The following is a 20,007-nucleotide window of genomic DNA, read 5'->3' on the forward strand; positions in this document are numbered from 1 at the left end:
GCTGGGGGCATGACACGCCGGGGGGTGGACAGGGAGTTAGCTAATTGGCATAGTGACTTCGTGCTCGACGCGGACGTGCTCAAGGCGCTGGCCAACGAGAAGCGGTTGCTGGTGCTGGAGTGGTTGCGCGACCCGGCGGCCCACTTCCCGCCCCAGCGCGACGGCGACCTGGTCCACGACGGCGTCTGCTCCCTGTTCATCGCCGAGAAGCTCGGCGTCAGCCAGCCGACCTGCGGGGAGCACCTCAAGGTGCTCGCCCGGGCCGGGCTCGTCCGCGCCACGAAGATCAGGCAGTGGGTCTTCTACCGCCGGGACGAGGACCGCATCGCCGAGGTGAAGGAGGTGCTGGGTGGTGGTTGGTGAGCACGTGATCACCCCGGCGGAGGTCCGGCGCGCCCACGAGGTGGTCAGGCCCCACGTGCGGCGCACGCCGGTGGTGGAGGGCGACCTGGGCCTGCCCGGCGCGCGACTGGTCCTCAAGCTGGAGCACCTGCAGCGCGCCGGGTCGTTCAAGGTGCGGGGTGCCTTCGCGAACCTGCTGCTCCGCGACGTGCCCGAGGTCGGCGTGGTGGCGGCGTCCGGCGGCAACCACGGGGTGGCGGTGGCGTTCGCCGCGCGCGAGCTGGGCGTGCCCGCCCACGTCTACGTGCCCACCATCTCGTCACCGGCCAAGGTGGAGCGGATCCGCGCCCTGGGCGCGCGGCTGGTCGTCGGCGGTGACCGCTACGCCGACGCCCTGGCCGCGTCGCGGGAGTGGGCCGCGGGGGCCGGCGCGCTGCCCGTGCACGCGTTCGACCAGCGCGAGACGCTGCTGGGCCAGGGCGGGGTCGGGCTGGAGCTGGTCGAGCAGGTCCCGGACGTGGACACCGTGCTGGTGCCGGTCGGCGGGGGCGGGCTGGTCGGCGGGATCGCGGCGGCCCTCGCCGGCGCGGTGCGGGTCGTCGGGGTCGAGCCCGCGGAGGCGCCGACGCTCACCGCGGCCAGGGCGCACGGCGCGCCGGTGGACGCGCCCGCCGGCGGCATCGCGGCGGACGCGCTGGCACCGCGGCGCGTCGGCGACCTGGTCTTCCCGATCACCCGCGCCCACGTCGACGACGTGGTGCTCGTCGACGACGACGCCATCCGGGCCGCGCAGCGCGTGCTCTGGGAGCACACCCGCCTGGTGGTGGAGCCCGCCGCGGCGGTGGGGGTGGCGGCGCTGGCCACCGGGGCGTACGCGCCCGCTCCGGGTGAACGGGTCGCGGTGGTGGTCAGCGGGGCGAACACGACGCCCGGCTGACGGGGCACCGAAGCCGCCCGCGCGCTTCCCGGCCGCCCTCCCGGTGACCGATCTAGGGTCCCGTCCGTCGGAGTCGGACTTGCGGGGAAGGGGTGCGGTGGACCTCCAGTTGCGGGGCAGGACCGCGTTGGTGACGGGCTCGTCGGCGGGGATCGGGTACGCGATCGCCGAGGGGTTCGCCCGCGAGGGCGCGAAGGTCGTGGTGAACGGGCGCGACGCCGAACGGCTCGGGCAGGCCCGGGAGCGGCTGCTGGCGGCGGTGCCGGGCGCGGAGGTGACCGGGGTCGTCGCGGACGTCGGCACGGCCGAGGGCGCCGCGGCGGTGATCGAAGCGGCGCCCGAGGTGGACGTGCTGGTCAACAACGTGTCCTCGTTCGAGCTGCGGCCGTTCGCGGAGATCTCCGACGAGGAGTGGGAGCGGTACTTCCGGACCAACGTCCTGAGCGGGGTGCGGCTGTCGCGGCACCACCTCGACCGGATGCTGGCCCGGAACTCGGGGCGGATCCTGTTCGTCAGCAGCGACGCCGCCGTCGACATGGCCGTGGAGATGCTGCACTACTCGGTGACCAAGACCGCGACCCTGGCGCTGGCCCGCGGCCTGGCCGAGCTGACCAAGGGCACCCGGGTCACGGTCAACGCGGTGCTGCCCGGGCCGACCGTCACCGAGGGCGTCGCCGGGATGCTGGACGGCGCGTCCGCGCAGACCGGGCTGACCCGCGACGAGCTGGAGGCCCGGTTCTTCGCCGAGAACCGGCCGACCTCGCTGATCCAGCGGTTCGCCACCCCCGACGAGGTCGCCAACCTGGTGCTCTACCTGGCCAGCCCGCTGGCCGCGATCACCAACGGCGCGGCCGTGCGCGCCGAGGGCGGGGTGGTGCGCTCGGTGCTGTGAAGTGCCGTGCGACCCCGCCCCCGGCGCGGACTAGGCCAGGTCCTCGGCGAGGACGCGGGCGATGTTGCGCTCGGCCAGCGCCGTGATGGTGACGAACGGGTTCACGCCCAGCGAGCCGGGCACCAGCGCGCCGTCGGTCACGTACAGGCGCCGGTAGCCGCGAACCCGGCCGTGGTCGTCGGTGGCCCGGCCGAGCACGGCGCCGCCCAGCGGGTGGTAGCAGAAGTCGGCGGCGAACGGCTGCCGGTTGGCGAACACGTCGTACCGGTAGGTCGTGTTGTTGGCGTCGTTGATGTCGTCGAACAGCCCCCGGGCGGCGGCCACGGCCGGCTCGGCCTGCGCGGCGGTCCAGTGCAGCACGGCCCGGTCGGTGGCCGCGTCGTAGGTGAAGCGGCCCCGGTTCGGGTTCTTGGTGATGGCCAGGTACAGGCTCACGTAGGTCTCGATGCCCGCGGGCACCGGCGCGATCTCGGCGATCACGTCGCGCGCCGGGTCCTCGATCGCCAGCACCGGGATCGCCGACTGCTTGAAGCCGGTGGGCTCCAGCAGGTGGTTGTTGCGGGCGGCCATGACGTTGCCGTTCGGGCCCCAGCCCTCGCCGACCTCGTCGCTGAGGTCCGGCAGGTCGCCGGTCTCGCGGGCGCGCAGCAGCAGCTCGGTCGACCCCAGGCTGCCCGCGCCCAGGAACAGGTGGTCGCACGTCAGGTGCTTCTCGGCGACTGGCGCGCCCTCGGCGGTGATCTGCCGGACGGTCAGCGCGTACCCGCTCGCGGTGGCCTGGACGCGGGTCACGCGGTGCAGCGGCGCGATGGTGACGTTGCCGGTGGCCACCGCCTGCGCCAGGTAGCCCTTGTCCAGGGAGAACTTGCCGTGGTTGTTGCCGTAGAGGACCTCGGTGCCCAGCGCCGACTTCGGGACCTCGCCGCGCTCCTCCCGGGCCATGTAGTCGAACGAGTACACGTTGGGCAGGAACCTCGTGCCGTACCCCGCGCGCCCGGCCAGCGTGCGCGACAGCCGGGCGTACTGGTAGTAGTCGCTGCCCTCGAAGTACGGGGCGGGGATCGAGTTCACCCGCAGCATCCGCTGGGCCAGCGGGAAGTACCGCTCGTACATCTCGGCGGCGTCGACGTTCGGGAGGACCTGCTCGAAGTACGCCCGGTCGGGCACCACGGCCATGCCGCCGTTGACCAGGGAGCCGCCGCCGACGCCCCGGCCGACGTAGACGCCCATGTCGGGGAAGTTCACCCGGTCCAGCACGCCCGCGTAGCGCGGGATCGGCCGGTTGGCGAGGTCGAGGAACAGGACCCCGTTGACCGGTGCCTCGGTGCGGTCCTTGAACCACATCGAGCGCCGGTCCGGGTTGAGCATGTCGCAGTGCACCCGGCCGTCCGGGCCGGGCGTCGTCCACGCCTGGCCCATCTCCAGCACGAGGGTGCGGACGCCCGCCTCGCCGAGCCGCAGCGCCGAGACGGCCGCGCCGTAGCCGCTGCCGACGACGATCGCGGGGACGTGGCCGTCGTCGGCGGCGGCTGCCCGGCCCGCCGTCAGGGCGGCGGTGGTCAGTGCGGTGACACCGAAGAAACTACGACGGGAAAGATTCCTCATGTTCCGGCAGGCTAAGCCGGCGGTCGTCGAGGTACCTCTCGACGAGCGAGGCGATCAGGGCCGGGTCCTCCAGCGCGACGGCGTGCGTGGCGTCCAGGTGGACCACCTCGATGTTGTCCGGCAGCGTCTCCAGGTCCCGCGCCAGGCCCTGCCGGTAGGGCTCGAACAGCACCTGACCAGCCATGGGCCGGGTCGCCACGGCGAGCAGCATCGGGCAGCGGACCTCGCGGAAGACCTCGAAGCAGTCCAGTGCCTCCAGGGCGTCCTGAAGCTCCGGTTGTCCGAAGCCGCGGAACACCTCGCGCAGCTCGTCGATCTCCTTCAACGGCACCGGGTCGAGGTACCGCCGGGGCTGCGTGGGCACGCCGTGCCCGTCGATGTCGATCACCGCCGGGCACTCGGGGTGCCGCCGCCCCCACATCGCCGCGACCATGCCGCCCATCGACATGCCCAGCACGGCCGGGTTGTCGGTCGCGTGCGGCTCGATCCGGTCGAGCACCGCCTCCCAGTCCCACGGCTCGCCCAGCTCCAGCGGCACGACCTCGTACCTGCCCGCCAGCGCCGTGACGACGGGGTCCCAGTCCGCGGGCGACCCGCCCGCGCCGTGCAGTGCCAACACCCTCACGCGTTCAACCTCCCCATGACGGAGGCGACGGTCACGCCGCCCTCCGGGTCCCGGACCAACTTGCCGCGCCGCACCAGGTCGTGGACGCCCTGCTTGGTGACGCCGAGCATCGCGCCGGCGACGGAGTACGACACCGCGTGCGCCGCCGGGTGGCCCATCCGCCGGGCGACGACGCGCCCGAGCGGGGTGCGCCACCAGTCGGCGGGCGGGTCGAACGGCGCGTCGCCGGGGTAGAGCGCGCCGATGAGCCGCGCGATGGCGTACCGGGCGGCCTGGTCGTCGTCGCCCTCGATGGTCGCGGCCAGCCGGCCGGCCACCGCATCGGTGCGCGCCGACAGGTCCCCGACGTCGTCGAAGAGGATCTCCAGCGGGTCCAGCAGCCGGGTCCTGATGATCGTGGCGATCTGCTCCGCGAGCACGGCCCCACCTCCTTGACGGCTATCGTCAAGTACTTGACGGCTCGCGTCAAGGGGCTAGCGGCGGGCGGGCGGTGCCGTCATCGGGTCCTCCGGCCACCGGTGCTTGGGGTAGCGACCCCGCAGCTCGGCCCTGACCTGCGGGTACCCGGTCCGCCAGAACGAGGCGAGGTCACCGGTCACGGCCGTCGGCCGCCCGGCGGGGGACAGCAGGTGCAGCACCACCGGCACCCGGCCGCCGGCCAGGCGCGGGGTCTCGGTCCAGCCGAACACCTCCTGCACCTTCACCGGCAGCACCGGTTCGGGTCCCGAGTAGTCGACCCGGACGCGGGAGCCGGACGGCACCTCCAGCCGGTCGGGCGCCAGCTCGTCGAAGCGCGCCGCCGCGGGCCACGGCAGCAGCCGCCGCACCACCTGCTCGCCGCTGATCCGCTGGAGGTCGGCCCTGCGGCGCGCGTCGCCGAGGTCGACCACCTCCAGCAGCGCCCCGTCGTCGACGGCGGGCCACGGGTCGCCCAGCACGCGGTGCAGGAACGCCATCCGCTCGCGGGTGCGCAGGCCGTCCGCGTCCCACCGCAGCAGGCCGACGCCCTCGGCGCGCAGGCCCTCGCGCAGGGCCCGGCGCAGGGCCTCCGGGTCGCGCAGCGGCTTGCTCGACAGGGGGATCGCGCCCAGCCGGCGCACCCGGTTGGCGACCACGTCGCCGTCCCAGCGCACGTCGTCCTCCTCGACCACCAGCGCGGGCGCGGCGGTCAGGGCCAGCTCCTCGTCGGCGCGGGCGGCCAGCCGGACCCGCCCGTGCGCGCGACCCGGCTCCCGGTCGGCCACCGCCACCGCCAGCCACTCGGCGTCGGCCAGGCCGCTGCCCGGCGGCAGCTCCACCGCCGTGCCGCCCGCCATCAGGTAGACCGGGGAGCCGGGGGAGCGCCTGCGGGCCAGCCGCTCGGGGTGCGCCAGGGCCACGACCAGGGCCGGGTCGCCGCCGGTGCCCCGCCGGCCGCGGGTGCCCCGTTCACCGCCGGGGTTCCGCCCGCCGACCAGCGCGGCCAGCCTGCGCACCTCGCGCGGGTCGGCGTGGCGCACCGACAGCTCGACCCCCTCGTTCGCGCGGTCGTCGTCGAGCAGGGCGACCACCTGCGCGGCCGTGTGCGCGCCCACGGCCGCGGCGCCGTCCAGCAGCGCCCGGGCCAGGCGCGGGTGCAGCCCCAGGTCCGCCATCCGCCGTCCCCGCTCGGTGGCGCCCCGCCCGTCCAGCGCGCCCAGCGCCCGCAGCACCGACCGGCCCGCGTCCAGCGCGCCCGGCGGCGGCGCGTCCCACCAGCCCAGGCCCGTCCCGTCCGGCACGCCCCAGCACGCCAGCTCCAACGCCAACCGGGTCAGGTCGGCGGTGCGGATCTCGGGCTCGGGGTAGCGGGGCAGGGTGCCGTGCTCGTGCGCGGGCCAGCAGCGGTAGACCCGGCCCGGCGCCTCGCGCCCCGCCCGGCCCGCGCGCTGGTCGGCCACCGCCGCGCTGACCCGGACCGTGGCCAGGCCCGCCAGCCCGCGCCGGTGGTCCACCCGCGGCACCCGCGCCAGGCCCGAGTCCACCACCGCACGCACGCCGGGCACGGTCAGGCTCGACTCGGCGACGGCGGTGGCCAGCACCACGCGGCGGCGCGGGCCCGGGCGCAGCGCCTCGTCCTGCGCGGACGCGGGCAGCCGGCCGTGCAGCGGGAGCACGTCCACGTCGCCGAGCAGCGCCGCGCACCGCCTGATCTCCGCCACGCCCGGCAGGAACGCCAGCACGTCGCCGTCCACTTCGGACAGGGCCTGCCGGGTGGCGCGGGCGACGGCGGCCTCGACGCGCTCACCGCGCGCCGGCGGCGCGTGCACCACCTCCACCGGGTGCGCCCGCGCCTCGACCCGCAGCACGGGCGCGTCGCCCAGCAGCCGCGCGAGCCGCTCGGCGGCGAGGGTGGCGGAGGTGGCGAGCAGCTTCAGGTCCGGCCGCAGCCCGGCCCGCGCGTCGAGCAGCAGCGCCAGCAGCAGGTCGGCGTCGAGGTGCCGCTCGTGGCACTCGTCGAGCAGGACGGTGTCGACGCCCGCCAGCTCCGGGTCGTGCTGCAACCGCCGCACCAGCAGGCCCGAGGTGACCACCTCGACGCGCGTGTCCTTCGAGGTCTTCCGGTCGCCGCGCACCGAGTAGCCGACGGTCCGCCCGACCGGTTCGCCGAGCAGGCCCGCCATCCGGGCGGCCGCGGCGCGGGCGGCCAGCCGACGGGGTTCGGCGACCACCACGCGCCCCGGCAGCGCGAGCGGCACCAGGGTGGTCTTGCCCGTGCCGGGCGGGGCGACCAGCACCAGCGAGCCGCGGGCGGCGAGGGTGCCGGCGATGTCGCCGAGCAGCGGCCGGATCGGCAGGTCGGGCAGGTCGGTCGGCTCCACGCGGGCCAGTATTGCCCCAACGGTTGTGCCATTGTGGACCCATGGGGAAGTGGGGAGTCCTGGGCGCGGCGCTCGCCGTGGGCCGCGCGGCCGTGACGGCCAGGGTGTGGCGCGAGGTCGAGCGCCTGCCCCGCGAGGGCCTGCACGACGGCGCCGTCACCGTCGTGGTGCCCGCGCGCGACGAGGAGCGGGTCATCGACCGCTGCCTGTCCGGGCTGCGCGAGCAGGACTACCCGGACCTGCGGATCGTGGTCGTGGACGACGCCTCCGCCGACCGCACCGCCGAGGTCGTGCGGCGGCACGCGGAGGAGGACCCGCGCGTCCGGCTGGTCCAAAGCGCCGGGCCGCCGTCCGGGTGGGCGGGCAAGGTGCACGCGCTGCACGTGGGCACCGCCGGCGCGGACACGCCCTGGCTGCTGTACTTCGACGCCGACACGGAGGCCGCGCCGGACCTGGTCGGCAGGCTGGTCGCGGGCGCCCGGCGGCACGGCGCGGACCTGGTGTCCACCTCCGGTCGCGCCACCCGGCCCGGTCCCGGCTGGTGGCTGCTGCTGCCGCCGACCAACCAGCTGCTGTTCGAGACGACCTCGGTCGACGGGCGGCGCGGCATGGCCCTGGCCGTCGGCCACTGCGTCCTGGTCCGCCGGGAGGTCTGCGAGCGGGCGGGCGGCTGGGCCGCGATCGCCGGGTCCCGCGCGGACGACGTGGGCTTCGCCACGCTGGTCCGCGACGCCGGCGGCCGCACCCGGTACGTGGACGGGTCCGACTCGCTGACCACCTCCGGGCTGGACACGTTCGCCGACACGTGGGTGTCGATGCGCAAGAGCGTGGTCGCGGGCACCGACCTGTACTCGAACGGCCCGACCACCGCGTTCCTGGGGCTGGTGGGCACCGGTGTCGCGCACTTCGCGTACGGCGCGGTGCCGCTGGTGGCCGCGCTGCGCGGGTCCAGGCCGGGGCTGGTGGCGTGCGCGGCCCAGTCGCTGGCCCTGTGGCTGTTCCTGCGCCGCACCGGGCAGCCGCGGGCCGCCGCCGTGCTCGGACCGCTGGCGCCCATGACGTTCGGGGCGCTGGCCCTGGAGGCCGCGTGGCACGCGCTGCGCGGCACCACGCGGTGGAAGGGGCGGGAAGTCCGTGGTTGACCCGCTGCGGGACCCCGACGACCCGGAGCTGCTGGACCCGTACCGGGCCCGGGAGCTGGCCGGGCTGGTGGAGGCCGCGCGGCTCGCGTCCGGCGCGGTCCGGTACGGCAAGGTCGGCCGGGTGGGCGTGGCCCAGGTGGTGGTCAACCGGGACGACCCGCTGCCCGGCGGCAACCACGCGTGCGCGGTGTACGGGTCGTCGGCCGAGGTCGCGGGCACGCTGATGCGGCTGGAGCGGACCTTCGCCGACGTGGGGCGGGCCGAGGCCGTGCTGTACGCGTCGCCGACCACGGTGGCCGAGATCGAGGGCATCGCCGACGACACCGGCTGGCACGCGGTGGAGGAGTCGCTGGCCGTGGTGCACCGGGGCGCGGTGACCAGGTCGCCGTCGGTGCGGCCGGCGCGGGACGTGGACCTGCTCGACATCGCCGCGCTGCTGGTCGACGACCTGGGCGTGGACGTGGACGGGCCGCGGCTGCTGCGCCACCTCGGGCAGCGGCTGGACGACCCGCGGTGCGCGTTCGTGGTGACCGACGACGGCGACCGGCTCGGCGGGTTCGCCTCCGGGTTCGGCGAGCGCGGCGTCGGCCTGGTGGAGCACGTGGTGGTGCGGCCGGCGCGGCGGCGGCGCGGGCTGGGCGGCGCGCTGGTCGGGGGCGTGGTGGCGGCCCTGCGCGACGCGGGCGCGGTGCTGGTGGCCTCGCACGTGGCGGAGGGCGGCGCGGGGGAGAGGTTCGCCGAGGCGTGCGGGTTCGAGGTCTGCTACCCGGTGACCGCGTACGCGCGGAGGGTGGACGAGCTCCTCGATTGAGTAATTAGTTGTCGTACGGCATATCCTTAGCAGGGCTAACGTTGACCTGATGGGGGTGTGCCGTGCGCGCGGTCGGTGACGAGGTGAAACCCCGGCTGCCCGCCGAGGTGTGGGTGCTGGTGGTGGCGAGCTTCATCATCGCCGTCGGGTTCGGCATCGTCGCCCCGGTGCTGCCCGCCTACGCCAAGAGCTTCGACGTCGGCACGTTCGCCGTCTCCGCCGTGGTCAGCGCGTTCGCCCTGGTCAGGCTGCTGTTCGCGCCGCTGAGCGGCCGCCTGGTCAACCGGTTCGGCGAGACCTGGGTCTACATCGTCGGCATCCTCATCGTGGCCGTCGCCACGGGCGCGTGCGGGTTCGCCGCCTCCTACTGGCAGCTGATCGTGTTCCGCTCGCTCGCCGGCGTCGGCTCCACCATGTTCACCGTCGCCGCGGTCGGCCTGCTGATCCGGATCACGCCCGCGCCGATGCGCGGCCGGGCCTCCGGGCTGTGGGCCACCGGGTTCCTGCTGGGCAACATCGGCGGGCCGATCATCGGCGCGGCGCTGGTGGAGATCTCCATCCAGATGCCGTTCATCGCCTACGCCGTCGCCCTGGTCATCGCCGCGGTCGTGGTCTGGTGGTTCCTGCGCCGCTCCACGCTCACCGCGCTGGACAACGGCGCCGACCAGGAGGCGCTGACCGTGCGCGCGGCCACCCGCACGCCCGCCTACCGGGCCGCGCTGGCGTCGAGCTTCGCCAACGGCTGGGCCGTGTTCGGCGTGCGGATGTCGCTGGTGCCGCTGTTCGTGATCGAGGCGCTGCGCAGCACGCCCGGCCTGGCCGGCGTCTCGCTGTCGGTGTTCGCCGCCGGCAACGCCGCCGTGCTGATGGTGTCCGGCAAGCTGTCCGACAGCATCGGGCGCAAGCCCGTGGCCATCGCCGGGCTCGTCATCTCCGCCATCGGCACGGTCTGGCTGGGCCTGAGCGCGAACGTGCCGGTGTTCATGGTCGCCTCGCTGGTCGCGGGCGCGGGCGCCGGGCTGCTCAACCCGCCGCAGAACGCCGTGGTGGCCGACGTCATCGGCGAGAAGGCCAAGGGCGGGCCGGTGCTCGCCGCGTTCCAGATGGCCGCCGACCTCGGCGCGATCGTCGGCCCGCTGGTGGCCGGCGTGCTCGTCGACGCCGTCTCCTACGAGGCCGCGTTCACACTGACGGGTGCAATGGCCGCGCTGGCGCTGCTGTTCTGGTTCGCCGCGCCGGAAACCCTGCCGCGCAAGGCGGAGACGCACGTCGCGACGGCCGTGGCCGGGGAGTCCGGCACGCTGGACGAGGGCCCCGAGGTGCCCACCGGCGAGCGCCTGGCCGGGCGCCCGCGTCAGCCGGAGGCGTGAGCACTCAGCTTCCGCTCAGCATCTCTCGGTAACCTGCGGGCGCAGCTGATCGGGAGGACTGGCGACGTGGGTGGGGCGGAGCGCAACGCTCGGAAGAAGAAGCAGGCGGCACGGGCCGTGGCGGCCGCGCGCGGCACGTCGAACGACCGCAACAAGGTCGTCATCGGCCTGGTCGTCGTGGCGGCGCTCGCGCTGGTCGTCATCGGCGGCGTCCTCTGGACCGCGCGCGACAAGGACACCTCGGGCGACGCCCTCACCCCGCTCGACGGCGTCACCGGCGTGTCCGCGCCGATCACCCGCGAGGGCGCGGTCGTCGTGGTCGGCGAGGAGGGCGCCAAGGCCACCGTCGACCTGTACGAGGACTTCCTCTGCCCGGCCTGCGGCGCCTTCAAGAAGGCGTACGGCGCGCAGATGAAGGACGAGATCGAGGCGGGCAACCTCCGGGTCCGCTACCACGTGCTGCCGTTCCTGGTCCGGTACTCCAAGCCCGAGGGCTACTCGCGCGACGCCGCCAACGCCGGCCTGTGCGCGGCCGACGCGGGCAAGTTCTGGGAGTTCCACGAGACGCTGTACGCCAAGCAGCCCGAGGAGGGCGGGCCCGGGTACACCAAGCAGCAGCTGGCGGACCTCGGCACGGCCCTCGGCGCCGGGGACGCGTTCAAGCAGTGCGTGGACAGCGGGGCGCACGAGGCCGAGGCCCAGGCCGGCCTGGACGAGATCAAGGCGAACGAGCAGTTCAAGGGCACCCCCACCGTCATGAAGGACGGCCAGGTCCTCGACTTCCAGAACGAGAACTGGTTGAGCGACCTGGTCAGGTGAGCCCGGCCACCGGCGGCTCGCCCGAGTCCCACCGCACCAGCCGCCGGGCCTTGCCGGTCTCCGCGCGCGGCACCGTCCCGCGAGGAACGACGACCACGCGGCACGTCAGGCCCAACCGCGCCCGCAACGCCGTGACCAGGTCCGCGGCCACGTCCCGGTCGCTCTCCACCACGACGTGCAACTCCGGCCGCCCGGGACGCCTGCGGTCGTCGACGACCAGGTAGTGCGGCCCCACCCGGACGTCGGAGAGGACCACGGCCTCCACCTCGGTGGGGAACACGTTGACACCCCGCACCACGAGCATGTCGTCCCGCCGCCCCAGCAACTTGCCCATCCGTCGCAGGGTCCGGGGACTGCCGGGCAGGGGCGGCGCCAACGACGCCACGTCACCGGTGCGGTAGCGCAACAACGGCATCCCGGTCTTGGTCAGCGTGGTGAAGACCAGCTCACCAGGCGTCCCATCCGCCACCGGCCGTCCCCGCTCATCGACCGCCTCCACGTAGAAGTGGTCCTCGGCGACGTTGAGCATGCCCCCGGAATCCAACGACTCGCACGCCACACCAGGCCCGATGACCTCGGACAACCCGTAGACGTCCAACGCCCTGATGCCCAACAGCTCCTCGATCTGCCGCCGCATCCCCCCAGTCCACGGCTCGGCACCGAACAACCCCACCCGGAAGCCGTGCTCGACCCCGGCATCCCGCAACGCCTCCCCGAGGTGGATCGCGTAGGAGGGCGTGCAGCACAGCACGTCGGGCCGCAGGTCCGCGACGAGCCGCACCTGGCGCTCCGTCATGCCGCCGGAGAGGGGGAGGACGGTGGCCCCCAACCGCATCCCCCCGTGGTGCACCCCGAGACCGCCGGTGAACAGGCCGTAGCCGTAAGCGTTGTGGATCAGGCTCCTGGAGGTCGCCCCGGCCCCGTTCAACGCCCGAGCCATCACCCCGGCCCAGATGTCGACGTCCCCGGCGCTGTAGGGCACCAAGGTCGGCCGACCACCCGTACCGGACGACCCGTGGACGCACACGATGCGTTCGTCGACCCGGAACCCGAACGGGTAGTGGTCCCACAGGTCCTGTTTGGTCACGAACGGCAGGGCAGGCAGATCGTCCAGGCCCACGTCTTCAGGGGCGTGGACCCCGGCGTCACGCAGCCGCGCCGCCTGCACGCCGTCGGCGTCGAGCAGGCGGGCCAGCAGTCGGCGCAACCGGCGCTCCTGGAGCGCGCGGCGAGCCTCCGGCCGCATGCCCTCGGCGTCCGGCTCGACCAGCGGTACGGGACCCATGCACCCCGGTCTAGCAGGCCGGATGTGGAATGGGTACCCCCGATTTCGTCGTGGGCGGGGTGGTGTTGTACTGTATTGCCACACGAGAACGACGGGCCAGAACCGGCGGGAACGTGGGAAGCACGGGGCTGTGGCGCAGCTGGTAGCGCATCACACTGGCAGTGTGAGGGTCAGGGGTTCGAGTCCCCTCAGCTCCACAAGTGAACATGGTATGAGAATCGCCCGCTGACCTGCGGTAATGCAGGTGGCGGGCGATCTTGCTTTTAGGTCCATTGTGGACTGGCCCTGCCGATCTGGAGCAAATCTGGAGCAGGGGTGCGCTCCGCACGAAATGTTGTCAGCCGTGTGCTCCAAGTCTCAGTAACCCGGCTGGGTGGATCCACACGGTGGTTTTCGGCGGTCCTTTGTGCGTTTTCCGCGGTGACGGCGACGGCTGCTGCTACATTGCGGCACGAGCCGGTCGCAGGGGGTGACGAAGATGGGGACTCCCGGTCGGGGCTATGCGCTCGATGCGGGCGAGTTCGAGCAGCTGAAGGCCAGTCTCAGAGCGGCTGGCGAGGCGCTGGGGTTACAGGACTTCCACGCCAAGGCCAGCCTCGAAGGCAGCATGACGGTGCAGTCCGTGAGCCCGCACGAGAACATCGAGGAGACCGTCGACGGGGTGATCCGGGCGTTGACGAAGTTCGTCGACCAGGTCCACACCACGATCGAGACGGCGATCGACGGCGTCCACCGGACCCAGTAGGAGTACGTGGGAGCCGAGAAGCTCATCGGTGAGGGGCTGCGTCGGGTCTACCCGGAATGATCAGGGGAGGAGCACGTGGGCTTTCTGCAGACCGTGATCACGGACTCACTGCTGTCGGACGCGGGGGAGATCGACGGGTTCGCGACCCGGCACGCTCCCGGTCTCCCGTCCATCGAGGCCACCTTGAGGGTCATCCGGGACATCGACCCGGAGTCGTTCCGCCGGATCGGACGGGACGTGTGGGGCACCGGGCAGTCCGACGGCGCGGACCAGTTGGGCAAGGCGATCGACAGCTGCGTCAAGGGCCTGGAGACGGCGGCCAACCAGGCTGCGGCCTGGACCGGCGAGGCGCGCAACGCCTACACCGAGCGCATTAACCAGATGAAGAAGGCGCTGGGTGAGATGCGCAAGCCCGCCCACGACGTCGGTCAGGCACTGGTCGACATCGCCGACGGCTTCGAGTTCAAGGCGTCGGACATGTGGAACAACATCTGGAGCGCCATCGGGTTCGCGCTCGGCGTCATCGGTGTCATCGCGGGCATCGTCGTCGGTCTGACCGGGGTCGGCGCTGTCGTGGGACTGATCCTGGGCATCCTCGGCGTCCTGGTGGGCTTGGCCGCGTGGTGGCACTCGCAGAAGTCCAAGGCCGACGAGCAGATCGCCAAGTGCGCCGAGGCGTCCGCGGACGCCGCCAAGGCTATGGAGTCGCTGGGCAAGCTCCAGCCCTAGGAGGGGACGTGGACCCGCAGGAGATGGTCGCGCAGGCGCAGGAACGTTTCGCCAAGATCAGGCGCGACCCGGAGAAAGCGCTGTTCAGCCAGTACAAGGGAGTGTCACCCAGCGGTGCGGTCACGGTGTGGGTGGACATGATGGGCAAGCTCGTCCGCGTGCACATCGCACCGAACACCCTCTACGAAGGCGGCGAGCCCTGGTTGGCCGAGGAGGTCATGGCGGCGCACGAGGCGGCCAAGCGGGCAGCCGAGGTGCTCGACTTCAGCATGGCCGACCTGGCGCGCGAACTCGACGACGCGCCGGCGTTGAAGCAGCACGTCACCGCTGCTCCCGAGACACCGCCGGTTGACCGGCGCCGCACCGCACCTCGCCCTGACGACGACGAGTGGTTCGAGAACCGGAGTCACCTGCGCTGACATGACACGACCACTCATGAACGACCGCGGCCTCGCCGTGTCGTGCGCCCTGGTCTTCGCGATCCTCCTGGCGGTCGCGGCACTCGGCTTCGCGCAGATCGCGTCGACCTACCAGTGGTGCGGCCGCGATGCGGCGGGGCAACTGGCGTCGGTTGAGGCGGTGGCCGAGCTGCGTCTCGACGCAACACCGGCCGTTGTCTGTCGAAGCGGCGAGGTGACCGTGGAGTTGCCGATCGCGCCGGCTGTCGCCGGAGTGGTGTTCGCCGTGGTCGGCATGGCACTCAGCCTCGTCACGGTAGTCATCACCGCGAAGCGTGTCCGTGCCGCCAAACGACGTTGACAGCAGGAACGGCCGACATCCACCACGTGTTCCGCATGCATGGTGCGAGAAGCAGGCACGCTGGCCGATCTCCCGCGGGACGACAGAGTGATCTCGGCATCATGAGTGGCTGTCAATCCGCCCCAGGGAGTTCGCTGTGATCGTGTCCTCGGTGATGACCGACCATCCCTCATGGCTATCGGCAGGCGATACCGCCTATCGCGCCGTCCGTTCCGGAAGCTCCACCTGGGTGCTGACCTGCACACCCGCAGAGACCGGGGGCAACCGGACAGAGGTACACCCGGTGCGCGGCGAAGAGGGCGCTCCCGTGCTCGACGTCGTCGACCCGGATGGGCTGACCGGCACCGATGAGGTGATGGACGTGCTGCGCGCGGCCGGCACGGTGGGACGCTGGCGCAACCCGGACCCGTGGGACGCCCTGGCGACGTCAATCATCCGACAGGTGATCCGAGCAGGTCAGGCGCGCAAGCTCTACCGGGCGTTCTGCGAGGCGCACGGCGAGGAAGTCCTCACGCCCCACGGGCCGGCGTGGCTGTTCCCGACACCGGAAGCCGTCCTCGAACTCCCGGACGACGAGTTCACCGCCTTGGGGATGGCCTTCAAGCGCCGTCCGCTGAAAGCCGCCGCCGAGGCGGTGCTGGAGTTCGGCGCGAAGTGGGCCGAACTCGACCCGGCCGTCCTGCGGGACGAGGTGCAGGGCGTGCCCCGCATCGGCCCGTGGACTGCGGGTGCGACCGTCGCCGATCTCACCAACGACTACTCGCTGTACCCGTACGCCGATCTGGCGGTGCGTACCTGGGCGGCCCGCCTCCCGACCGGGCGAACCTGGCCCGAAACCGAACCGGAGTTCGCTGGCCTCTGGACACGGTTGGCGGGCAAGGACCTGTCAGCTTGGACGCTGCTCACACTCGCATGGGGAGTACGTCATGCCAACACCTCGGGAGCCGTCGCCATCTGACCTGCCCGCAGCACGGATCACCATCGCAGACCGACTCCTGCCCTATGACCAGAAGCTGCTCACCCGGTTCTACCCGCAGGGACCGGACCTCACCGGACTGGTGCTGCGGTCGATCCGGTTCGAGCGCCGCGGCCCGGGCTGCACGCTGCGCGTCGACCTGCCGGTTGCCTCGGACGTGCCCGGCTACCGCTGCGTGCAGGCGCACGTGGGATTCCTGGCGGTCGACGACGTCCGGCTCTCCGGCGGCGCGGTGCTCCCGGCCACCGTGTCGATCGAGTTGGAGGAACGGCCGAGGGCGAGGCTGGCCGTGTCGGTGATCGGAGAGTCGCTGCGCCTGACGCTGACGTGCGCCGAGCAGTTCCGCTTCGGCAAGATCAGCGCCCACAACTCGCCCCCGAACGCGGTGGACGACGGGCCGCACGAGTTCACGAGCAGGCTGGACCAGCGGCTGTACACGGCAGTCCCCGGACCGGAGATCGACACCTACCATGAGCACTTCTGAGCTGTCGGCGTTCGAGCTCTACGCCCTGCACTGGGACGAACGCGACCAGGCGGTCACCGCGTCCTTCGAAGGACCGCTGGACGAAGCCGCCCGTCGGACGTGGGAGGCGCCGCCCGAGCACGACTGGGTCCGGTTCCACCTCACGTTCGCCGCGGTCGACGACGTGGAGGTGCGCGGCTGGAGTTATCAGTTGCCCACCAGAGTGGAGCAGGTGTCGGTGGGGGAGCGGGTGTCGGTCACGGTGACGGGGGAGGGTACCGACGTCCGGTTCACCTCCGCCCCCGCCGTGCGGGTGGCGAGCCGAACGTCCCAAGCCGGATCGCTCTGACCAGCACGCACCACGGCACCCGGAGCCGACGCGTCACCTCTTTTGAGACCCCGTGACCGCCGGTCCACCCGAGGCCGGCTTGGGCACGTAGACCTCGAAGAACTCGGGGTGGGGACGTCCCTGTCGATGTGGAGCGTCACACCGCTGGGAACCCGAGTTTCTGCCTGTCGGGGCAGCCAAGGGTGCGCAGGTGGTTGCCGACCTGTCGTGGCGAGCCGTCCCCGCGCCGCCCGACACCGCTGTTCCATCCGGACGACGATGACCGGGACGGTAGAATGCGCCGCCGTGCAGAAGCGCGGTCTGATCCCCGGGTGCTCCCGCGCCGCCTGACAGGGAGTGGAGGTCGCGTTCGTCGACCAGGCACCCGACAACGGTGGTGGTGTCGCGGAGTGCCCGGATACCGTGCGACGGTGATCATCTGGCTCAACGGCGGGTTCGCGGCGGGGAAGACGACGTTGGCGCGGGAGCTGCATCGACGGCTCCCGGACGCGCTCGTGTACGACCCCGAGGACGTCGGCCTCATGCTGTGGAAGTGGATGACGCCCAACGACGACTTCCAGGACCTGCCGAGCTGGCGGGAGTTGGTCGTCGCGACGGCGCTGTCGCTGCGCAGGCACCACGCGCACACGCTCATCGTGCCGATGTCGCTGGTCCGCGACGCCTACCGGGCGGAGATCCTCGGCGGCCTGGCCGACGCGGGCGAGGACGTCCTGCACGTCTTCCTGGAAGCGGACGCCGACGTGCTGGAGGAGCGGCTCCGCGCCCGTGCGCCGGTCTCGGGTGATCCGGAGTCCCGCCAGTCGGTCCTCGACTGGGCCCTGAGCCGTATGGACCCGGCGGCCGCCGCCCGCCAGCCGGACGGGACGGTCGTGCTGCGCTCAGACCGGCTCACCCCGGCCGAACTGGCCGACGAGGTGCTGGCCGCAGGCCGAAGGCACTTCGATTCCACCCAGTAGACCCGGAGGACCCACCGGCTGGAGCAATCGTCCGCTGGCGCTACTCGGCGTCATCTGACGATTTGTTGGCTGCGGGCCCCGGTCACCGCGAGCTGTTGACCGAAGAGTCGGAAATTACCGGTCCTAGTGCGGGACCGGCACGAGGAACGCTCGCATCGGTCTAAGATCATGCTGCGCCGTGGACCGTCATGAGCAATTCCGCCGCGCGGCGATCGACCGGGGCATCCCGGACGATGATGTTGACAGGTTCACCGATCAGCTCCGATTCGCGATCTGGGCGAGTACCTGCGGCGCCGACGAGGAGGTTGTCGGGCAGGACGGAGGACTTCCCCGGCTGCCGGTGGGCGTGAAGTGGCCGAGCAGCGAGAGCGGTCTCCCGTTACCGTTCATCGCCTCCATCGACTGTGCGGCCCTTCCGCGGGCCGAAGGGCTTCCTCTGCCTGCGGACGGCTCGCTGCTCTTCTTCTTGCATCACGAGAACGACTACGAGGACCCACTCGACGAGTCGGGGTACGCACGGGTTTTGTACGTCCCGTCGGGCACGGAGACGGTGGTGGCGACCCCGCTGCCCGACCGCGACAGCGCGAGGTTCTTCAACGAGAACCTCCCGTTTCTCCTCCCCGAGCACCGGCTTACCGCGTGGGTCGAGGCGGTGCTGCCGGATTGGATCGACGACGAGGAGGAAGCCGAGTTCAAGTCGGATGTCGTGAAGCAGTTGCTCGACGACCTGAAGCACATCGACGAGCTGTGGGAACTGGTCGACGAGCTCTGGCCGCCGCGCGAGGGCGCGAAGTTCCGCTTGGGCGGGTACTGCACGGAGATCGGTGGCCAGGACCCTCCGTTGGTGGAGATGGCGAACGCCAACTTCAGGAGCCGGCATGGAGCCGGCCCGGACTTCTCGAATCCGGAGCAGGCCCACCTGTACGAAAAGGAGGAGTGCCGGTTGACCCGGGAGTAGGTACCGCTCGCCCAGTTCTCCACGGAAAGCGACTACTACTACGGATGCTTCATGATCAGTTCCGCTGATCTCGCCGCCAAGCGCTTCGACAGGCTGCGCTCGTTCACCATGTTCACCGAATAGGCGGGCGCGGGGCAGACGCGCCCTCGCGCCGGCTACGCCATCCTGCGCCAGGTGCTGTCACCGACGTCGATGACGGCCTTATCCCAGCGGTCCTGCAGGCACTGGAGCAGGCGGGTGGCGACTTCCGGGGCGACGTGGGAGTAGGTGCGTTGGATCGGGTCTTTGAGGATATGGCCGAGCCGGAGTGATTGGGCGATCTCGGGGATGGTGTCGGCGATCATCCACGTCTTGTGGCTGTGGCGCAGGCCGTGGAAGGTCAGGCCGGGCTTGACCGGTTCGAGGCGCAGCACCGCCCGGGGCTGGTCGAGGTTGCCGTCGGCGGCGGGGCGCATGGCGCGTTTGCTGAAGTTGCTGCGGCGCTGGAGCGCGCCCTCGGGAGTGGTGAAGACGTGCGGATGGACGTGGTGGTCGAGGTGTGCCCGCAGAAGCCGGACGAGCGAGGGGTTGAGGGTGATGGTGCGGGCGGAGGTGTCGGTCTTGGGCGGGCCGAGCCAGAGCTTGCCGCCAGCGGATTCGTGCAAGGCGCCGTTCTGCGGGTCGATGATGAGGAAGCCGGTGTCGTCGTCGAACAGGTGCAGGTTGTGGCGTTGCAGGCCGGTCAGCTCGCCCCAGCGGGCGCCGGTCCAGCCCGCGGTGACCACGAGCACGGCTCCGACCGGTCCGTAGAAGGCGGCGACCTGGTCGGCCAGCCGCAGCACTTCGGCGGGTTGGGCCTAGACCTTTTCGGGGATGCGGGCGACGTGGTTGCGGCGTCCGCGTCGTCGGGGCCGGATGGGGTTGGCGATGATGAGCTTGTCCTCGGCGGCGTCGGTGAGGATCTGTGAGAACAGCTTGACGAACCCGGCGACGGTGACCGGTGACAGGTGTCCGGCGCGCAGCTGCTTGGCCCAGGCTTGAACCTTCAGGTTGGTGATGTCGGCCAGGGCGGTGCCGCCCCAATGGGGCACGATGTGATTGCGCACGATGCTGCGGTAGTTGTCCTCGGTGCGGACGTCGACGTCGAGGGCGTCCCACCAGTCGGTGAGCCACTCCTCCACGGTCGTGCGTCCGCCGGTGGGGTCGAGCCAGGTGCCGCGGCGTTGGTCGGATTCGAGGTCGTTGGCGTGGTCCTCGGCGGCTTTCTCGCTCCTGAAACCGGGGATCGAGCCGATGGTGCCGTCGTCGCGGCGGAACCGGACGCGCCAGTGGTTGCTTCCAGACTGCTCCACCCAGGCCATGTGTGCTGCTCCTTCGCTGGCGGCGGTGTGATGGTCACGGCGTGACAGGAGCATGAACGCTCCA

23 protein-coding genes and 1 tRNA gene are annotated in these 20,007 nt (G+C 72.2%); 17 read left to right on the forward strand and 7 right to left on the reverse strand.

Annotated elements, in window-relative coordinates; translation table 11 throughout:
• Positions 1–60 precede the first annotated feature (60 nt).
• The 3 genes from EKG83_RS05065 to EKG83_RS05075 all read left to right on the forward strand — a co-directional run bounded on the left by EKG83_RS05065 (position 61) and on the right by EKG83_RS05075 (position 2,171).
• A complete protein-coding gene (locus EKG83_RS05065) occupies positions 61–363 on the forward strand; it encodes an ArsR/SmtB family transcription factor (protein ID WP_033430075.1) in 303 nt (100 codons plus the stop codon).
• A complete protein-coding gene (locus EKG83_RS05070) occupies positions 350–1,279 on the forward strand; it encodes a serine/threonine dehydratase (protein WP_228122502.1) in 930 nt (309 codons plus the stop codon). Before EKG83_RS05065 ends, EKG83_RS05070 begins: the two co-directional genes overlap by 14 nt.
• 97 nt (positions 1,280–1,376) lie before the next feature.
• A complete protein-coding gene (locus EKG83_RS05075; RefSeq protein ID WP_033430074.1) occupies positions 1,377–2,171 on the forward strand; it encodes an SDR family NAD(P)-dependent oxidoreductase in 795 nt (264 codons plus the stop codon).
• Positions 2,172–2,201: 30 nt separating this feature from the next.
• Here the strand turns inward: EKG83_RS05075 and EKG83_RS05080 are convergent, their stop codons facing one another.
• Genes EKG83_RS05080 through hrpB form a run of 4 tightly spaced genes read right to left on the reverse strand, consistent with a single transcriptional unit; the run spans position 2,202 to position 7,241 of the window.
• Positions 2,202–3,776: a GMC oxidoreductase gene (locus tag EKG83_RS05080; protein ID WP_033430073.1), complete on the reverse strand. Its 1,575-nt coding sequence runs from the start codon at positions 3,774–3,776 to the stop codon at positions 2,202–2,204.
• A complete protein-coding gene (locus tag EKG83_RS05085; RefSeq protein WP_153277884.1) occupies positions 3,754–4,401 on the reverse strand; it encodes an alpha/beta fold hydrolase in 648 nt (215 codons plus the stop codon). Before EKG83_RS05085 ends, EKG83_RS05080 begins: the two co-directional genes overlap by 23 nt.
• Positions 4,398–4,820 carry a hypothetical protein gene (locus EKG83_RS05090; protein ID WP_033430071.1) on the reverse strand — a complete coding sequence of 141 codons (423 nt, stop codon included), beginning with the start codon at positions 4,818–4,820 and terminating at the stop codon, positions 4,398–4,400. The genes EKG83_RS05085 and EKG83_RS05090 overlap by 4 nt, the downstream gene beginning before the upstream one ends.
• Before the next feature lie 54 nt (positions 4,821–4,874).
• Positions 4,875–7,241, reverse strand: coding sequence for an ATP-dependent helicase HrpB (hrpB, locus tag EKG83_RS05095; protein WP_033430070.1), 2,367 nt, complete (start codon positions 7,239–7,241; stop codon positions 4,875–4,877).
• Between the two features lie 41 nt (positions 7,242–7,282).
• On the opposite strand from hrpB, the gene EKG83_RS05100 reads away from it, so the two are divergent.
• The 4 genes from EKG83_RS05100 to EKG83_RS05115 all read left to right on the forward strand — a co-directional run bounded on the left by EKG83_RS05100 (position 7,283) and on the right by EKG83_RS05115 (position 11,383).
• Positions 7,283–8,383: a glycosyltransferase gene (locus tag EKG83_RS05100; protein ID WP_051765362.1), complete on the forward strand. Its 1,101-nt coding sequence runs from the start codon at positions 7,283–7,285 to the stop codon at positions 8,381–8,383.
• Positions 8,376–9,194 (forward strand): GNAT family N-acetyltransferase, encoded by an 819-nt coding sequence (locus EKG83_RS05105; protein ID WP_033430069.1) that lies wholly within the window; start codon positions 8,376–8,378, stop codon positions 9,192–9,194. The genes EKG83_RS05100 and EKG83_RS05105 overlap by 8 nt, the downstream gene beginning before the upstream one ends.
• A 62-nt stretch (positions 9,195–9,256) precedes the next feature.
• Positions 9,257–10,564, forward strand: a complete 1,308-nt coding sequence (locus tag EKG83_RS05110) for an MFS transporter (RefSeq protein ID WP_063741303.1) — start codon at positions 9,257–9,259, stop codon at positions 10,562–10,564.
• Positions 10,565–10,630: 66 nt separating this feature from the next.
• A complete protein-coding gene (locus EKG83_RS05115; RefSeq protein ID WP_033430068.1) occupies positions 10,631–11,383 on the forward strand; it encodes a DsbA family protein in 753 nt (250 codons plus the stop codon).
• Here EKG83_RS05115 and EKG83_RS05120 read toward each other — a convergent pair.
• Complete coding sequence (locus tag EKG83_RS05120; protein ID WP_033430067.1) at positions 11,376–12,668, reverse strand: phenylacetate--CoA ligase family protein; 1,293 nt, start codon at positions 12,666–12,668, stop codon at positions 11,376–11,378. The genes EKG83_RS05115 and EKG83_RS05120 overlap by 8 nt on opposite strands.
• Positions 12,669–12,792: 124 nt before the next feature.
• Here EKG83_RS05120 and EKG83_RS05125 point away from each other — a divergent pair.
• The 10 genes from EKG83_RS05125 (at position 12,793) to EKG83_RS05170 (ending at position 18,603) form a co-directional block, all read left to right on the forward strand.
• A tRNA-Ala gene (locus tag EKG83_RS05125) sits at positions 12,793–12,865 on the forward strand.
• Between the two features lie 281 nt (positions 12,866–13,146).
• Positions 13,147–13,413, forward strand: coding sequence for a hypothetical protein (locus EKG83_RS05130; protein ID WP_084716278.1), 267 nt, complete (start codon positions 13,147–13,149; stop codon positions 13,411–13,413).
• A gap of 75 nt (positions 13,414–13,488) precedes the next feature.
• Positions 13,489–14,142: a WXG100 family type VII secretion target gene (locus tag EKG83_RS05135; protein WP_051765360.1), complete on the forward strand. Its 654-nt coding sequence runs from the start codon at positions 13,489–13,491 to the stop codon at positions 14,140–14,142.
• Between the two features lie 8 nt (positions 14,143–14,150).
• Complete coding sequence (locus EKG83_RS05140) at positions 14,151–14,561, forward strand: YbaB/EbfC family nucleoid-associated protein (protein WP_228122503.1); 411 nt, start codon at positions 14,151–14,153, stop codon at positions 14,559–14,561.
• Positions 14,562–14,577: 16 nt separating this feature from the next.
• Positions 14,578–14,901, forward strand: coding sequence for a hypothetical protein (locus tag EKG83_RS05145; protein WP_033430066.1), 324 nt, complete (start codon positions 14,578–14,580; stop codon positions 14,899–14,901).
• 136 nt (positions 14,902–15,037) lie between these two features.
• Complete coding sequence (locus EKG83_RS05150) at positions 15,038–15,859, forward strand: DNA-3-methyladenine glycosylase family protein (protein ID WP_228122504.1); 822 nt, start codon at positions 15,038–15,040, stop codon at positions 15,857–15,859.
• Positions 15,828–16,361 (forward strand): hypothetical protein, encoded by a 534-nt coding sequence (locus tag EKG83_RS05155; RefSeq protein ID WP_153277885.1) that lies wholly within the window; start codon positions 15,828–15,830, stop codon positions 16,359–16,361. Before EKG83_RS05150 ends, EKG83_RS05155 begins: the two co-directional genes overlap by 32 nt.
• Positions 16,348–16,689 (forward strand): hypothetical protein, encoded by a 342-nt coding sequence (locus EKG83_RS05160; RefSeq protein WP_033430064.1) that lies wholly within the window; start codon positions 16,348–16,350, stop codon positions 16,687–16,689. The genes EKG83_RS05155 and EKG83_RS05160 overlap by 14 nt, the downstream gene beginning before the upstream one ends.
• 410 nt (positions 16,690–17,099) lie before the next feature.
• The gene (locus EKG83_RS05165; RefSeq protein WP_033430063.1) at positions 17,100–17,645 is read left to right on the forward strand and encodes an AAA family ATPase; all 546 of its coding nucleotides are present in this window, start codon (positions 17,100–17,102) and stop codon (positions 17,643–17,645) included.
• 178 nt (positions 17,646–17,823) lie between these two features.
• Positions 17,824–18,603, forward strand: a complete 780-nt coding sequence (locus tag EKG83_RS05170; RefSeq protein ID WP_051765358.1) for a DUF1963 domain-containing protein — start codon at positions 17,824–17,826, stop codon at positions 18,601–18,603.
• Between the two features lie 155 nt (positions 18,604–18,758).
• Here the strand turns inward: EKG83_RS05170 and EKG83_RS05175 are convergent, their stop codons facing one another.
• Positions 18,759–19,424: a site-specific integrase gene (locus tag EKG83_RS05175; protein WP_153277886.1), complete on the reverse strand. Its 666-nt coding sequence runs from the start codon at positions 19,422–19,424 to the stop codon at positions 18,759–18,761.
• 15 nt (positions 19,425–19,439) lie between these two features.
• Entirely contained in the window at positions 19,440–19,943 is a 504-nt protein-coding gene (locus EKG83_RS05180) for a tyrosine-type recombinase/integrase (RefSeq protein WP_170191806.1), read from the reverse strand.
• Positions 19,944–20,007: the final 64 nt, after the last annotated feature.

Source organism: Saccharothrix syringae (assembly GCF_009498035.1).
Taxonomy (GTDB): Bacteria; Actinomycetota; Actinomycetes; order Mycobacteriales; family Pseudonocardiaceae; genus Actinosynnema; species Actinosynnema syringae.

What these genes read in the sequence shown, in the direction of transcription:
- EKG83_RS05080 (WP_033430073.1), bottom strand. Translation starts at nt 3,776, where the DNA reads ATGAGGAATCTTTCCCGTCGTAGTTTCTTCGGTGTCACCGCACTGACC.
- EKG83_RS05155 (WP_153277885.1), top strand. Translation starts at nt 15,828, where the DNA reads ATGCCAACACCTCGGGAGCCGTCGCCATCTGACCTGCCCGCAGCACGG.
- EKG83_RS05180 (WP_170191806.1), bottom strand. Translation starts at nt 19,943, where the DNA reads ATGGCCTGGGTGGAGCAGTCTGGAAGCAACCACTGGCGCGTCCGGTTC.
- EKG83_RS05120 (WP_033430067.1), bottom strand. Translation starts at nt 12,668, where the DNA reads ATGGGTCCCGTACCGCTGGTCGAGCCGGACGCCGAGGGCATGCGGCCG.
- EKG83_RS05100 (WP_051765362.1), top strand. Translation starts at nt 7,283, where the DNA reads ATGGGGAAGTGGGGAGTCCTGGGCGCGGCGCTCGCCGTGGGCCGCGCG.
- EKG83_RS05145 (WP_033430066.1), top strand. Translation starts at nt 14,578, where the DNA reads ATGAACGACCGCGGCCTCGCCGTGTCGTGCGCCCTGGTCTTCGCGATC.
- EKG83_RS05130 (WP_084716278.1), top strand. Translation starts at nt 13,147, where the DNA reads ATGGGGACTCCCGGTCGGGGCTATGCGCTCGATGCGGGCGAGTTCGAG.
- EKG83_RS05160 (WP_033430064.1), top strand. Translation starts at nt 16,348, where the DNA reads ATGAGCACTTCTGAGCTGTCGGCGTTCGAGCTCTACGCCCTGCACTGG.